Here is a 15,202-nt window from a genome sequence, read left to right as displayed (position 1 = left end):
GGGCCGCCTCACCCGGCGAGGCTTCGCCTCGCCACCCTCTCCCACGAGCGGAGAGGGTTGGAAGGTGCCGCGTCGCCTCACGACACATCGGTCGCATCAGAACCTCGGAATGTCGGGGAACGGCAGCTTGCCGGCGGAGACGTGCATGCGGCCGAGCTCGGCGCAGCTGTTCAGCACCGGGAAGACCTTGCCGGGATTGAGCAGGCCCTTCTGGTCGAAGGCGCATTTGAGCCGCTGCTGCTGGTTCAGGTCGATCTCCGAAAACATCGTCGGCATCAGGTCGCGCTTTTCCACGCCGACGCCGTGCTCGCCGGTCAGCACCCCGCCGACCTCGACGCACAGGCGGAGAATGTCGGCGCCGAAGGCCTCGGCGCGGGCGAGCTCGTCCGGATCGTTGGCGTCGTAGAGGATCAGCGGATGCAGGTTGCCGTCGCCGGCGTGGAACACGTTGGCGCAGCGCAGGGCGTACTTGGCCGACAGCTCGCGGGTGCGCTGCAGCACGTAGGGGAGCTTCGCCCGCGGGATGGTGCCGTCCATGCAGTAGTAGTCGGGCGAGATGCGGCCGACCGCGCCGAACGCCGCCTTGCGGCCGGCCCAGAACAGCAGCCGCTCCTCCTCCGAGGTCGACACCCGCACGGTCTGGGCGCCGCAGTCGGCGGCGATCGCCGAGACCGTCTCGATCAGGTGGTCGCACTCGGCCCGCGGCCCGTCGAGCTCGACAATCAGGATCGCCTCGACGTCGAGCGGGTAGCCGGCATGGACGAACTGCTCGACCGCCTCGGTGGCGAGCCGGTCCATCATCTCCATGCCGCCCGGAATGATGCCGGCCGCGATGATCCGTCCGACGCACTCGCCGGCCGCCTCGGTGGAGGCGAAGCCGACCAGCATGGCGCGCGCCGTCTCGGGCTTCTGCAGGATGCGGACCGTCACCTCGGTGACGACGCCCAGCAGTCCCTCGGAGCCGGTGACGACGCCGAGCAGGTCGTAGCCGCCGGCGTCGAGATGAGGGCCGCCGAGCCGCACCACCTCGCCCGTGATCAGCACCAGCTCGCAGCCCAGCACGTTGTTGGTGGTGAGGCCGTATTTCAGGCTGTGCACGCCGCCGGAATTTTCCGCGATGTTGCCGCCGATCGTGCAGGCGATCTGCGACGAGGGGTCGGGCGCGTAATAGAAGCCGGCGTGCTCGACCGCCTTGGTGACGGCCAGGTTGGTGACCCCGGGCTCCACCACGGCGACCCGGTCGGCGAAGTCGATCGACCGGACCTTGTTGAACTTGCCCATGCCGAGCAGCACGCCGTCGCCGAGCGGCAGCGCGCCACCGGACAGCGAGGTTCCGGCACCGCGGGGCACCACCTTGACGCCGTTCTCGTAGCACCAGCGCAGCACCTGCGAGACCTGGTCGGTGGTGCTGGGCAGCACGACGACCAGCGGGAGCTGCCGGTAGGCGGTGAGGCCGTCGGACTCGTACGGCCGCATCTCGCGGGTGGTCGAGATCACGCCCTCGCCGGGCACGATGCGGCGCAGCGCGGCGACGATCTCGTCGCGGCGCGCCAGCACGGCCTCGTCGCGCGGCGGCATGCGCACGCTCATCGGACGGTCCTCCTGATCCCGTGTCGCCCTTTGCGGACGTTCTTGGTTGGCCTGTTCTAGCGCGGGATCGGCGCGACCGTAAGGTGGCTTGAGGCCGCCGGCCCGGCGCCTTAGGCTTTGACCCCCGTCAACATCCGCATCCACCCGCCCCATAATCTCGATCCGGCAAGACAGACGCCTGACCGGACCCATCCGGCCTCGCGTCACGGGAGTGAAACATGATCAAGGACATCGTCGTGAACCTGGCCCTGGTCGGGGGGCATGATCCGGCCGCCGTCTATGCGATCTCGATCGCCCGGACCTTCGGGGCGCACGTGACCGGCGTGGTGTTCGTGTACGATCCGGTGCTCTCGCCGAGCATCATGGACGGGGTCTCGGCCGAGTGGATCGACGCTCAGCGCGACGAAAGCCGCACCATGGCGCAGGCGGCGATCGAGCGGTTCGAGCGGGCGGCCCAGATGGCCGGCGTGGAGGCCGGCCACCGACTCATCGAGGCGACGCTGGGCGGCGCCACCGACATGTTCGGCCGCATCGCGCGGCGGTTCGACCTCGCCGTGGTCGGCCAGCGCGAGCCCGACCGGATGTCGCCGGCCGACCTGTTCGTCGAGGGCGCGCTGTTCGAGTCGGGGCGCCCCGTCGTGATGGTGCCGTACATCCAGAAGGAGGGCCTGAAGCTCGACCGCGTGCTGGTCTGCTGGGACGGCAGCCGGACCGCGGCCCGCGCCATGGGCGACGCGATGCCGCTGCTCCTGCGCGCCCGTCAGGTCGACGTGGTGATCGTCGCCACCGGCCGCTCGAAGAGCGACGAAATCCCGGGCGCCGATGTCGGCCACCATCTCGCCCGCCACGGCGTCAAGGTCGACGTCAAGCGGATCGTCGCCGAGGACGTCGACGTGCCGAACACCATCCTGTCCTATGCGGCCGACGTCTCGGCCGACTTCATCGTGATGGGCGGCTACGGCCACTCGCGGCTGCGCGAGTTCGTGCTCGGCGGCGCCACGCGGGGCATCCTCGGCTCGATGACCGTGCCGGTGCTGATGTCGCACTGACGAGGGCGCCTCGCCCCGGACACGAGCCTGCGGATGGTGAAAAGCGAATGCCCGGCGCGAGGCCGGGCATTCGATCGAGCAGAGAGCGATCAGCCGCTCTCAGTGAACCGTGTGGCGGCGCGGCGGCAGCACCGCCTGGTCGAGCGCCAGACCGTCGAGGCGCTCCGCATAGGGGCAGAACGCCGGGGCGCGGCTCACCGCGACGGGCGCGCGGGCGAGCCAGTTGCTGCACACCTCGGCGGACCGGCAGACCTGGCACGAGCGGATGACGCTGCCCAGCGTGCGCCCGAAATAGCTGTCGACGTCCTCGTCGCACTCGATGCCGAGCCGCTCCATCATCTCGCCGATATTGGCGGAAAACCGGTCGAATCTGTCGAAATCGCGCATCGTCCTCTCCGCGGCGCGGCATCGATTGTCCGGCACCGTGGACATCCTGGAAGTTCCTGACTCGAGCGTCCTTGATCTTAGGCAAGCGGAACTTTGATCTGCAGCAAACCCCTCCCCGCGCGGCGCACGGCGGGTCTGCAAGCGGCCTCAGACGGCGGCGTCCTCGGCCGGCCAGGGGGCCTGCACGACCAGGCCGCGGGCCCGCGCATCGACCACGCCGAGCGCCCGCAGGACCAGCAGCACCATCGCCTGGACGGCGTCGCGCTGCTTCGCCGGATCGGCGTCGATGGTGGCGGACGGACCGATCAGCGCCTCGATCAAGGCGCCCAGGATGGCGTCGGAGGCGATCCGCACGTCCTGCTCGGGCAGCCGGCCGGAGGCGACGGCGGCCCGGATGCAGCCCTCGACGACGTCGGTGATGGCGCGGCGGCAGGCGCGGCGATGCGCCTCGATCTCGGCCTCGACCGGCTCGGCCAGGACGGCGAAGACGAGGCGCCGCTGCCGCATCGCCCGTCCGGCGAAGCTGGTCACGGCGGCGGCGAGGCCGGACAGCGGGCCGGGCGCGGCGGCGGCGGCCTTGGCCATCGCGGCGACCTCCTGGGCGCTCACCTGATCGAGCAGCGCCGCGACCAGGTCGGCCTTGGCCGGGAAATAGCGATACACCGTGCCGGCCGCGATGCCGGCCCGTTCGGCGACGGGCACGATCTGGACCCCGGCGAGCCCGTTCGCCGCCGCGACGGCCCGGGCCGATGCCAGGATGTCGTCCCGGCGGGCAGCCAGGCGCTCGATGACGCGTTCAGTGCGGCGGTAGGGCATTGGGCGAATCGCGATCAGAAAGCGATGAGTCGGGATTCACAACCTGCCGCGCCGGGACGCCCGGCGCAAGGAAAAGTACCCGCGCCGGAATGCCTGTCCCCCGCGGTTTCGCCATGCGGTCCGGCTCAGACCTGCCGCCGCGCCAGCGCGGTCTCCCGAATGCCGGCCAGGGTGGCGGTCGGCGTGATCGCCTCGGGGTCGACCTTGAGATGCAGGATCGCCGGCAGGCCGGACTCCTGGGCGGCCCGGAAGGCGGCGGCGAAATCCTCGGTCCGCTCGACCGTCGCGCCGAACCCGCCGAAGGCGCGCGCATAGGCGGCGAAGTCCGGGTTGCGCAGCGTCGTCGCCGAGACGCGACCCGGATACTCGCGCTCCTGATGCATCCGGATGGTGCCGTAGATGCCGTTGTCGCAGACCAGCACGATCACCGGAAGGCCGTACTGCACGGCGGTGGCGAACTCCTGGCCGTTCATCAGGAAGTCGCCGTCGCCGTTGACCGAGACGACGGTGCGGTCCGGATGCAGGCGCTTCATGGCGACAGCGGAGGGCACCGCATAGCCCATCGAGCCGGAGATCGGCGCGACCTGGGTGGCGAAGCGGCGGAACCGGTAATAGCGGTGAATCCAGCTCGCGTAGTTGCCGGCCCCGTTGGTGACATAGGAGTCGGCCGGCAGGTTGTCGCGCAACCAGAGCATCACCCGCCCGAGATTGATGCCGCCCGGCACGTCGGTCGGCGTCTCGGTCCAGGCCAGATAATCGGCATGCGCCGTCGCGGCCGCGCCGGCCCACGGCACCGCGGCCGGCGGCTGCAGCGCCGCCGCGGCCCGCGCGAACGCCGCCGGCGTCGCATTGACGGCGAGGTGCGGCCGGTAGACCCGGCCGAGCTCCTGGGCGCCCGGATGGACGTGGACGAAGGTCGTCTGCGGGCCCGGAATGTCGATCAACGTGTAGCCCTGCGACGGCATCTCGCCGAGCCGTCCGCCGACCAGAATCACCAGGTCGGCCGCCTTCACCCGGGCGAGCAGCTTCGGGTTGGGGCCGATGCCGAGATCGCCGGCGAAGCACGGATGCAGCGCATCGAACAGATGGGTGCGGCGGAACGTGGTCGCGACCGGCAGGTCGAACCGCACGGCGAAATCGGCGATCGCGGCGCACCCCTCCTCCGACCACCGGCTGCCTCCGAGCAGCAGCATCGGCCGCTGCGCCGCGAGCAGCATGTCCTGCAGGGCCGCCATCGCGGCCGGGCCGGCCTCCGTCTCCACGGGAGAGAAGGGCGGCGCCGGCGGCGTCTCGATCCGCTCGGTCAGCACGTCCTGGGGCAGCGCCACGACGACCGGACCGGGCCGCCCCGAGGTCGCCTCGTAGAAGGCGCGCGACACCAGCTCCGGCATGCGGGCCGGGTCCGTGATCTCGACCACCCACTTGGCCATGCCGCCGAACATCGCCCGGTAGTCGACCTCCTGGAAGGCCTCGCGCTCCTTCTGGTCGCGCCCGACCTGGCCGATGAACAGGATCATCGGGCTGGAATCCTGCTGGGCGATATGGATGCCGGGCGACGCGTTGGTGGCACCCGGGCCACGCGTGACGAAGCACACGCCCGGCCGCCCCGTGGCCTTGCCGATCGCCTCCGCCATCATGGCGGCCCCGCCCTCCTGGCGGCACACCGTGACGGTGATGTCGCGATCGTGGAAAGCGTCGAGCACCGCGAGGTAGCTCTCGCCGGGCACGCAGAAGACGTGCTGCACGCCGTTGACGATGAGCTGGTCGACGAGCGCCTCGGCGGCCGTGCGCAGGTTCTGTTGCGGGCGCATGGAACGGTTCCGGATCAGGTGACGGATGTCGGGGGCGACCGGCGCGAGCGCGATCCTGCGGCGCAGAAACGAGGGCACGGCGGCGTCTCCCTGGCGACCGGCGGGCACCAGGACGACACCCGCCGATCATTCGGACCCGCCGCCCCCTGTCAAGGGGCCCGTAAGGCGAGTGTAAGCTTCGGGTAGGACGCGACTTTTCGCTCACTTTGGTGTGGATTCGACGCGCGACTCCGGGTCGCCCTGACGACCGATCCGTTAATTCGTAGTAAAGACGTCGGCCGGGGGGCCCAGGACGGCGCGCGCGACGTCACCAGACGTGCCGCCAGCCCCCGGGGTGTCGAACGAAAGCACGGGGCCAGATGGAGTCGTCACAGCGAGCGCCTGCGGGGCGCACGACGGAACGCGGCGGGACCACGCGCCCGAGCCGGGCCCCGCGGGGCGTCCGGACCGGCGTCTCCGTCGGGCTCGCCGTGCTGGCCCTGGCCCTCGCGGCGCCGTCCCCGGCCGCCGCCCAGACCCTTCAGAACGCGCTGGTGCGCGCCTATCAGACCAATCCGGTGCTCAACGCCGAGCGGGCCCGCCAGCGCGGCACCGACGAGAACGTCTCGATCGCCCTGTCGGGCTATCGCCCGCAGATCAATGCCGGCCTCACCCCCAGCCTGATCGCGTTGCGCGACCTGATCCCGGGCGGTGACACCGAACGGGCGACGCTGCGCGGTTACACGGCCCAGCTCACCATCAACCAGGTGCTGTTCAACGGCTTCCGCACCGGCAACCAGGTGCGCCAGGCGGAGTCGCAGGTGCTGTCCGGAAAGGAAGCCCTGCGGGGGGTCGAGCAGTCGGTGCTGCTCGACGCCGTGACGGCCTACATGAACGTCGTCGCCAACCAGTCGCTGGTCGAGGCGCAGCGCGTCAACCTGACCCTCCTGCGCGAGACGCTCGGGACCACCCGGAAGCGGCTCGACGCCGGCGACGTGACGCCGACCGACGTCGCCCAGGCGGAGGCGCGGGTCGCTCGCGGCACCGCCGACCTCAACAATGCCGAGGTCAATCTGGCGATCGCCCAGGCCACCTACGAGCAGGTGATCGGGGCGCCCCCGGGGCGCCTCGCACCCACCGAGCCGATCGACCGCCTGCTGCCGAAGAGCCGCGACGAGAGCGTCGCCCGCGCCCGCCGCGAGAACCCCGCCGTGACGGGCGCCACCTACGACATCGACGTCGCCCAGTACGCGATCAAGATCGCCGAGGGCGCCCTCTACCCGACCCTGACGGCGCAGGCCGGGCTTCAGCGCGACCGCAACACCGACACGACGCTCGGCTCGAAGGGCACCGATCAGGCGTTCCTGACCGGCAACCTCAACATCCCGATCTACGACGGCGGCCAGGCCTCGGCGCAAGTGCGCCAGTCCAAGGAGGTGCTGACCCAGACCCGCATCGTGCTCGACCGGGTGCGGACCCAGACCAACACGGCGGCGGTCGCGGCGTGGGTGACGCACGAGGGCGCCAAGATCGCGCTGTCGGCGGCCGAGTCCGAGGTGCGGGCGGCGAACATCGCGCTCCAGGGCGTGCAGCGCGAGGCGCAGGCCGGCCAGCGCACCACGCTCGAGGTGCTCAATTCGCAACAGGATCTCACCCAGGCCCGGTCGCGCCTGATCCTGGCGCAACGCGATCGCGTCGTCGCCTCCTACACGCTGCTCTCCGCGGTCGGCCGCCTCGACCACAAGAGCCTCGGCCTCGGCACCCCGAGCTACGAGCCGCAGGTGCACTACCAGCAGGTCCGCGACGCCTGGCACGGCGTCCGCACGCCCGACGGACAGTAGCGAACGCAGTCGGTCCGGGGCGCGGACCGCAGGTCCGCGAACCCGGAACCCAGCTCAGGACCCGGCGCTCGCGGCTGAATTCCGGGTTCGGCGCTGCGCGCTGCCCCGCAATGACCGCCTCCTGGCAACCGGACTTTTCGATGCAGCGGCGTCTCAATGCACCGGGGTCGGGGCAGACACCGGCGCGCGCTCGGCCGTTCTCACCTCCGGCATCACCATGCGGGCGAGGCAGGGGATCACCAGGAGGCTGCAGATCGGCGAGAGCAGCATGCCGCCGACGATGACGGCGGCGAGCGGCTGCTGCACCTGGGCGCCGATGCCGGTCGAGATCGCCGCCGGCACCAGGCCGATGCAGGCCGAGAAGCCGGTCATGAAGATCTGACGCATGCGCGTCTCGGCGGCGCCGACGATGGCGCGCTCGGTCCCCTCCCCCTGCTCCAGGGCGCGGCGGATGTAGGAGACCAGCAGGATGCCGTCCATGGCCGACACGCCGAACAGCGAGATGAAGCCGACCGCCGCCGACACGCTGGCGTTCAGCCCCGCGACATAGAGGCCGATGATGCCGCCCGCCACCGCGAACGGGATGCCGGACAGCGCCAGCAGGCTGTCGCGCACGCTGTTGAACAGGCTGTAGAGCAGCATCACGATCATCAACAGGCTGAGCGGGACGATCAGCGCGAGCCGCTCCTTGGCCTCCTGCAGGGCGCCGTACTCGCCGGCCCAGTCCATCCGATAGCCGCCGGGCAACGGCACCTTCTCGGCGATGCGCTCCTGCGCCTCCGCCACGGTCGAGCCGAGGTCGCGCCCGCGCACCGAGTATTTCAGCGGCACGAAGCGCTGGCTGTTCTCGCGATAGATGTAGGCGGCGCCGGTGATCAGCTTGACCTCGCCGAGCTCGCCGAGCGCCACGTAGGAGGTCGGCGCCTTGGGGTCGCTGTTGGGCAGCGCCACCGGGATCGAGCGGATGGCGTCGATGTTTCGGCGATACTCCGGCGCCAGCCGCACCGTGAGGGCGAAGTTCATCTCGCCCTCGTAGACGCGGGCCGCCTCCTGGCCGCCGATCGCCGCCTGCACGACGGCGTTGATGTCGGCGATCGAGAAGCCGTAGCGGGCCGCCTTGGCGCGATCGATGCGGATGACCAGGTTGGGCTGGCCGAGCAGGCTGAACGCCGCCGGATCCGTGACGCCCGGGACGGTGCCGATCTCGGATTTCACGCCCTTCGAGAGACGCTCCAGCTCGACGAGATCGCGGCCGAAGATCTTAACCGAGTTCTCGCCCTTCACGCCCGAGACGGCCTCCTCGATATTGTCCTGGATGTACTGCGAGAAATTGAAGTCGATGCCGACGAACTCGCGGTTGAGCCGCTCGCTCAGGGAGCGCACCAGCATCTCCTTCGTCATGCCGGCCGGCCACTCGTCGAACGGCTTCAGCGGGACGAAGAACTCGGCCAGGAACGAGCCGTCCGGGTCGGTGCCGTCGTCGCCGCGGCCCTGCTCGGAGAACACGGTGCGGACCGGCTCGTAGCTGCGCACCACGTCGCGGATGCGCGCCACCGTGTCGACGCCGGCCTCCAGCGTGATGGTCGGCGGCATCATGGCCCGGATCCAGAGATTGCCTTCCTCCAGCTTGGGCAGGAACTCGGTGCCGAGCCGCATGCCGGCGACGCTGCACAGCGCCAGGAAGGCGACCGCCACGGCGACGGAGATCCGGTAGTGCCGCACGGCGCGCGGCAGGATCGCCATGTAGACGGCGCGCAGGCCGCGCACCACGAAGGTCTCGATCTCGTTCACCCGCTCCGGCAGCAGGATCGAGGAGAGCACCGGCGTCACCGTGAAGGTGGCGATCACGGCGCCGATCAGGGCGTAGGCGTAGGTGCGGGCCATGGGTCCGAAGATCTGGCCCTCGACGCCCCGCATGGTGAACAGCGGCAGGAACGCCGCGATGGTGATCAGCACCGAGAACAGGATCGCCTTGTCGACCTCGACGGCGGCGACCAGCACGCGGTGCAGCTTGTCGCTGAGCCGTTCGCTCCGCCCCGAAGCCGACGGCACCGCCGGGACGTGATGGGAGAGATGGCGGTAGATGTTCTCCAGCATGATCACGGTGGCGTCGATGATGATGCCGAGATCGATCGCCCCGACCGACAGGAGATTCGCGGATTCGCCGCGCAGCACCGTGATGATGACGGCGAGGAACAGGGCGACCGGAATCGTGCCGGCGACGATCAGGGCGCAGCGCAGGTTGCCGAGGAACACCCACTGGATCAGGAAGATCAGCGCGATGCCGAACAGCATGTTGTGCAGCACGGTGTTGACCGTGACGGCGACCAGGTCGCCGCGGTCGTAGAACGGCACGATCTTGACGCCGGGAGGCAGGCTGCCGTCGGTGTTGATCCGTTCCACCGCGTCGCGCACCCGCTTCACCACCTCCATGGTGCGCTCGAACTTCTGCATCAGCACGATACCGGTGACGACGTCGGTCTTGTCGTCGCGGCCTGCCATGCCTAATCGCGGCGCGAAGCCGATCTGGACGTTGGCGACGTCCGACAGCATCACGGGCACGCCGCCCTGCTGGGTCAGCACGATGTTCCTGATGTCGTCGAGCGACGAGGCGACGCCGATGCCGCGCACGTTCACCTGCTGCTCGCCCATCGAGATGGTGCGGCCGCCGACATTCGAGTTGCCGGCCGAGATGGCCTGGATGATCTGCGGCATGGTGAGGCCGTGCGCCATCATCCGCACCATGTCGATCTCCGCCTGGATCTCCTTCGTCTTGCCGCCCAGCACCAGCACGTCGGAGACGCCGGGCACGATGCGCAGCCGCCGCTCGACCACCCAGTCCTGCAGGGTCTTGAGCTCCATCACGCCCATGCCGGGCGGGCCGACCAGCTCGTAGCGGAAGATCTCGCTGATGGTGCCGGCCGGCGACACGACCGGCTGCACGCCCGCCGGCAGCTCCACGTCCTTGAGGCGGTTGAGCGCCTGCTGGCGCACGAAGTGATAATCGCGGCCGTACTCGAACTGCAGCCGGATGAAGCTCAGCGCGTAGACGGTGTTGGAGCGGATGAATTTCAGCCCCGGCGTGCTCGCCACCGCCACCTCGATCGGGATGGTGACGTAGCGCTCCATCTCCTCCGGCGACTGGCCGGGCCGCTGCGCGATGATCTCGATGATGGGCGGCGCCGGGTCCGGATAGGCCTCGATGTTGAGGGTCGTGAAGGCCGCCCAACCGAGGCCGAGGAACGCCAGATAGGCGATCATCACCAGGGGGCGGCGGGACAGACAGAACGCAATGAGTTGCCGCAACATCGAATTGCCGGAGCCGCCTGTTTCCTACTGCTGCCACTCGTTCTCGATGAAGATCGCGCCGACCGCGACGATGTCGTCGCCGACCGCGATCCCCTCGCGCACCTCGAACCAGCCGTCCTGCTCCATGCCGAGCGTCACCTCCCGGCGCTGGAACACGAGCGGCTCGATCTCCACCCACACCACGTCGCGGGCGCCCTCGCGGATCACCGCCTGGATCGGCACCGCCGGCGCCGAGCGGCCGTCGACGGTCTCGATCGTCACGGTCGCGAACATCTCGGCCTTGAGCGCGCCGTCCGGATTCGGCAGCTCGGCCCGCACCACCACGCGATGCGTGACCGCGTCGGAGAGCGAGCCGATCACGGCGATCGGCGCCCGGTAGCTGCGGCCTTTGAGCGCCGAGACCTTCACGTCGAGGCGGTCGCCGACCCGCACGGCGCCGAGATCGGCCTCCGGCACCAGCGCCTTCAGCCACATGCTCGACAGGTCGGCGATGGAATAGAGCGGCTCCGACAGCTCGCCGCGGACGTGCTGGCCGACCGCCACCTTGCGGGCCGTGACGGTGCCGGCGATCGGGGCGCGGATCACCACGATGCGGCTGGTGACGCCGCGGGCCGCGAGCTCGTCGATCTCGGCGTCGCTGCGCCCGATGATGCGCAGCCGCTGGCGGGTCGCGTCGAGCGCCGTCTCGGCCGCCCGCACGTCGTTCTCGGCGGCGACCAGCAGCGCCTGGGCCTGCTGCCACTCCTTGAGCGCGGCCGCCTTCTGCTCGTAGAGCCCGCGGGTGCGGGTCTCGCCGAGGCGGGCGAGATCGAGCTGGGAGCGCGCCTTGTTGAGCGTGCCGACCGCGGCGACGAGATCGTTTTGCGGCGGCAGCACGTCGACGCTGTCGATCTCGACGAGCGGCGCGCCGGGCTCGACGCGCTCGCCGAGCCGGGCGATCAACCGCACCACCCGGCCCGAGAACGGCGAGGAGACGACCGTGGTCGCGTCCTCGTTGTAGCCGACCTGGCCGATGGCGATCTTGCGGACCTTGAAGGCGAGCGGCTCCACCTTCTTGATGACGATCTGGTGGATCTGGTCGGGCGTCACCCGCACGAGGTCGCCCTTCTTGCTCTCCACCATGGCGCCGGCGCCGGTCGACCAGACCGCCGCGGCGACGACGGCGAGCAGCGCCACCGCGCGCATCTTCGCGTTCCGATTCGGGGAGCGGCGCATGATGGAGGTCCTCAACGGCCGCTGGCGATGCGGTCGATCAGCAGGCTGCCGCCGGCGACGATCCGCTCGCCCGGCCGAAGCCCGTCGACGATCTGGACGACGCGCTGGTCGACCATGCCGGTCTCGACGCGACGGAGCTCCAGGCCCTTGTCGTCGCGCACCACCCAGACCTTGGCGACATTGCCCTCGACGATCAGCGCCTCGCGCGGAACCCCGGCCGCCATCACGGTGCCGTTGGTCGCGATGGTGACGCTCGCGAGCATCTCGGGCTTCAGCAGACCGTCCGCATTGTCCACCGTGGCGCGCACCATCAGGCGGCGGCTGATGCCGTCGATCTCCGAGGCGACGTAGTCGACCCGCCCCGTGAAGGTGCGGTCCGGATAGGCCGCGACCGTGAAGGACAGCGGCTGGCCGACCTTGATGACGCCGGCCTCGGTCTCGCGGACGAAGGCGTTCAGCCGCACCGTCGAGAGATCGGCGACGATCACGACCGGCTCGCTGGCGCCCGCATTGACGTACTGGCCCGGGCCGATCTTGCGCTGCACCACGGTGCCGGACAGCGGCGCGTAGATCGGCATCTCGGGATCGATCGGGCCGTTCGCGGTCAGCCGCACGATCGCCTCCTCGGTCGCGCCGAGGCGGTGGAGGCGGTCGCGCGCCACGCCGATCGCGGTCTCGGCCGAGCGCATGTCGTTCTGGGCCGTGGTGAGCGCCGCCTGCGCCTGCTGCACGTCCTTCAGCGGCACCGCCTTCGCATCGAAGAGGTCGCGGCTGCGCTTGTCGCCGATGCGGGCGAAGTCGAGCGCCGCGCTGGCCTTGTTGAGGCCGGTCAGCGCGGCGACGAAATCGTTCTGCGCCTGCACCATGTCGTTGGCCTCGACGACGAACAGGGTCTGGCCCTGCACGATGGGATCGCCGGCGCGCACGACGATGCGGGTCACCCGCCCCGCATAGGGCGAGAAGATCGGCGTGGTGTGGTCCTCGTCGATCTGGATCTTGCCTTCGGTGATGTGCTGGGACCGGAACGCGTGCTCGGCGACCGGCGACACCGCGACGGACGCCCATTCGGTGTCCTTCGGCTGGTAGAAGCCGCCGCGCTGCAGGGCCTGCGCCCCGACGCCCACGCCGGCGGCCGCCGGGTGCTTGCCGCGGCTGGCGAGCGTCCAGGTCGCGCCGACGCCGGCGGCCCCCATCAGCAGCAGCGCGACCGCGAGAACGCGCCAGTGCCGCGCCAGTGTCCGAGGCGGCCCCACCGGGGCCGGGCGAGGTCCGTCGTCGTCGACGCCGGACGGATCCCGCAAGGTCCTCGCGATCGATTCCATCGGGCTCTTTCCCTGCGGGGCGGATGGAGGACAGGGCGCCGGGCGGCACGGTCCAACCGGTTCGGGCGACCCTGCAACGCAGACCCGTAAGGCACGGGCGACTGTGACGATGCCAGATTGCTTGCTTACGACAATCTTACAGGAGCGACTTACATGAACCTTACAGGAGCCCGAGGTGGGCCTCCCGGGCCGACGAATAAGGGCGAGCTGTGCCGAGATGTCACAGCAAAGTTGCAGTGCGATGTCGTGGGCGCGCGACCGCGTTGCACTGCGCGCAACGCGGTCTGGACAGCCACTCAGCGATGCTGCGACGCCGGCATGGGTCGGATGTGCGGACCGGCGCCGAAACGCCCGTCGCTCAGAACTGCCACATCGATCGCACGCCCGTGACGAGGGCGTTGCGGCTGGCATCGCCGGACGGATGCCACACCTTGGTCACGATGGGTTGCACCACCCAGCCCGGCACGATCTGGGCCGTGTAGTTCAGCTCGAGATTGGCCTCGAAGTCGCGGACCACGCCCGGCACGCCGGTCAGCGCGATCACGTCGCGATCATACGCCCGGAGCGCGTCGGAGAACCGCGTATAGATGGCGCTCGCCCCGAACTTGTCGTCCGGCCGGCCCGGCACCAGGCCGGCGAACACGATGCCCCCGTCGACGTAGAAATCGACCGGGTTGCGGTCCGACGGACTCGCCGAGATGCGGCTGAACACCGAGACGCCGCTGTCCCACTCGCCGCCTTTCGGCCGCCAGAGCTGCTGCTCGACGACGGCATAGGCGCCCCAGTTTCCCCGACGCTTCAGCGCGACGCCGGAGCCGTTCGGATCGGCCAGCAAGGTGCCGTCGGCGGCGAGGCGCTGATCGTCGAAGCGCCCCAGATGCGACCAGAAGCCGAGCTTCAGGCCGCTGGCGAGGCCGGTGTCGTCCTTGCCGTGGTTCCACCGGAGCTGCGCCTCGCCCATGATCAGGGGCGGATCCTGGACGCGGAAATTGAGGCCGTAGCGGTTGCGGACCTGCTCGTCGCCGGGCGGCGGCGGCCCGGCCGGATCGCCGTTGAACACGGCGACCAGCACCGAAAGGTTCTCGTGCGGATCGACCTTGACCCGAAGGCCGGGCGTCGCCAGCGGATAGGCCGGTCCGCCGCTCGGCTGGTTGAGCGCCGTGATGGTGGTCCAGTCGCTCTGCAGGAACATGAAGCTGAGGCTGGAGTAGAAGAACTCGACGTCGGCCGCGAGCTGACCGGCCCGCAGGCTGGCCTTGCCGTCCCAAATCTCCTGCTGCAGCCACAGCTCGGCGAGCCGCGTGGTCGACCGCGCTTCGATCGCCGCGATGGTGTTGACGCCGCCGACATAGTCGCGGCGGAGATGGCCCGTGTTGTGGATCTGATAGGCGTCCGTATAGAAGGTCAGCCCCTTCCAGCCGGTCAGCTTCTCGAAGTCGTAGGTGACCTGCAGCTCGAGCTTGCCCTGGTCGATCGTGCCGGTGCGCAGGCCGCCCTTCACGTTGGAGAGGACGTCGTTGGTGTAGATCAGGTTGAAGGTCAGGCCCTTGCTGGCGAGCCAGGCGCGCGTGCCGGTCGGGTCGCCGTCGTTCGGCAGGCTGGTGGCGATCGACGGCTCGGTGATGCCCTTGTCGTTGGGTCCGTCCGCGGCGGCGGCGCTGGCGAGCCCGACGGCACCGGCCAGGCCGACGACGCATACGAGGAGCGCGCCGGCGGCCGAATGCCGGCCCGTCCGCCCGTGCTCTTCGATAGTCGCGGTCTCTCGCCGTCGCGCCATTCCCACCACCGTTCCGGTCCCACGTCGACAGCTACGGGGAGCGCACACGACACGAGCATGACCGATGCGCCGAGGGCCCGGACGAAGGCAATCGTCCGGGCCCTCG

Annotated in this window: 10 protein-coding genes; 2 read left to right on the top strand and 8 right to left on the bottom strand. The window is 70.1% G+C overall.

Going from position 1 to position 15,202, the window contains the following annotated elements; translation table 11 throughout:
- Window positions 1-96: 96 nt before the first annotated feature.
- Window positions 97-1,590, bottom strand: a complete 1,494-nt coding sequence (locus tag CH341_RS09110) for an FAD-linked oxidase C-terminal domain-containing protein (RefSeq protein WP_111418725.1) — start codon at window positions 1,588-1,590, stop codon at window positions 97-99.
- Window positions 1,591-1,808: 218 nt separating this feature from the next.
- On the opposite strand from CH341_RS09110, the gene CH341_RS09105 reads away from it, so the two are divergent.
- Complete coding sequence (locus tag CH341_RS09105; RefSeq protein WP_111418724.1) at window positions 1,809-2,639, top strand: universal stress protein; 831 nt, start codon at window positions 1,809-1,811, stop codon at window positions 2,637-2,639.
- Between the two features lie 99 nt (window positions 2,640-2,738).
- Here the strand turns inward: CH341_RS09105 and CH341_RS09100 are convergent, their stop codons facing one another.
- The 3 genes from CH341_RS09100 to CH341_RS09090 form a co-directional block, all read right to left on the bottom strand.
- A complete protein-coding gene (locus CH341_RS09100) occupies window positions 2,739-3,026 on the bottom strand; it encodes a DUF6455 family protein (protein WP_146604424.1) in 288 nt (95 codons plus the stop codon).
- A gap of 147 nt (window positions 3,027-3,173) precedes the next feature.
- Complete coding sequence (locus CH341_RS09095) at window positions 3,174-3,842, bottom strand: TetR/AcrR family transcriptional regulator (RefSeq protein WP_111418722.1); 669 nt, start codon at window positions 3,840-3,842, stop codon at window positions 3,174-3,176.
- 125 nt (window positions 3,843-3,967) lie between these two features.
- Window positions 3,968-5,653: a thiamine pyrophosphate-binding protein gene (locus tag CH341_RS09090; protein ID WP_111418728.1), complete on the bottom strand. Its 1,686-nt coding sequence runs from the start codon at window positions 5,651-5,653 to the stop codon at window positions 3,968-3,970.
- Between the two features lie 470 nt (window positions 5,654-6,123).
- Here CH341_RS09090 and CH341_RS09085 point away from each other — a divergent pair, with 470 nt between their 5' ends.
- A complete protein-coding gene (locus CH341_RS09085) occupies window positions 6,124-7,473 on the top strand; it encodes a TolC family outer membrane protein (protein WP_245430961.1) in 1,350 nt (449 codons plus the stop codon).
- Between the two features lie 153 nt (window positions 7,474-7,626).
- On the opposite strand, the gene CH341_RS09080 is transcribed toward CH341_RS09085, so the two are convergent.
- The 4 genes from CH341_RS09080 to CH341_RS09065 all read right to left on the bottom strand — a co-directional run bounded on the left by CH341_RS09080 (window position 7,627) and on the right by CH341_RS09065 (window position 15,096).
- Complete coding sequence (locus tag CH341_RS09080; RefSeq protein ID WP_111418720.1) at window positions 7,627-10,782, bottom strand: efflux RND transporter permease subunit; 3,156 nt, start codon at window positions 10,780-10,782, stop codon at window positions 7,627-7,629.
- A gap of 24 nt (window positions 10,783-10,806) precedes the next feature.
- On the bottom strand, window positions 10,807-11,997 hold the full coding sequence (locus CH341_RS09075; protein ID WP_111418719.1) for an efflux RND transporter periplasmic adaptor subunit: 1,191 nt from the start codon (window positions 11,995-11,997) through the stop codon (window positions 10,807-10,809).
- An 11-nt stretch (window positions 11,998-12,008) separates the two neighbouring features.
- Window positions 12,009-13,190, bottom strand: coding sequence for an efflux RND transporter periplasmic adaptor subunit (locus tag CH341_RS09070; RefSeq protein ID WP_111418727.1), 1,182 nt, complete (start codon window positions 13,188-13,190; stop codon window positions 12,009-12,011).
- 487 nt (window positions 13,191-13,677) lie between these two features.
- Window positions 13,678-15,096 (bottom strand): carbohydrate porin, encoded by a 1,419-nt coding sequence (locus CH341_RS09065; protein WP_111418718.1) that lies wholly within the window; start codon window positions 15,094-15,096, stop codon window positions 13,678-13,680.
- Window positions 15,097-15,202 lie beyond the last annotated feature (106 nt).

The sequence above is a fragment of the Rhodoplanes roseus genome (assembly GCF_003258865.1).
Taxonomy (GTDB): Bacteria; Pseudomonadota; Alphaproteobacteria; order Rhizobiales; family Xanthobacteraceae; genus Rhodoplanes; species Rhodoplanes roseus.
The sequence above is the reverse complement of the archived record's forward strand: the minus strand, read 5'-3'. Positions and strand labels throughout refer to the sequence as shown.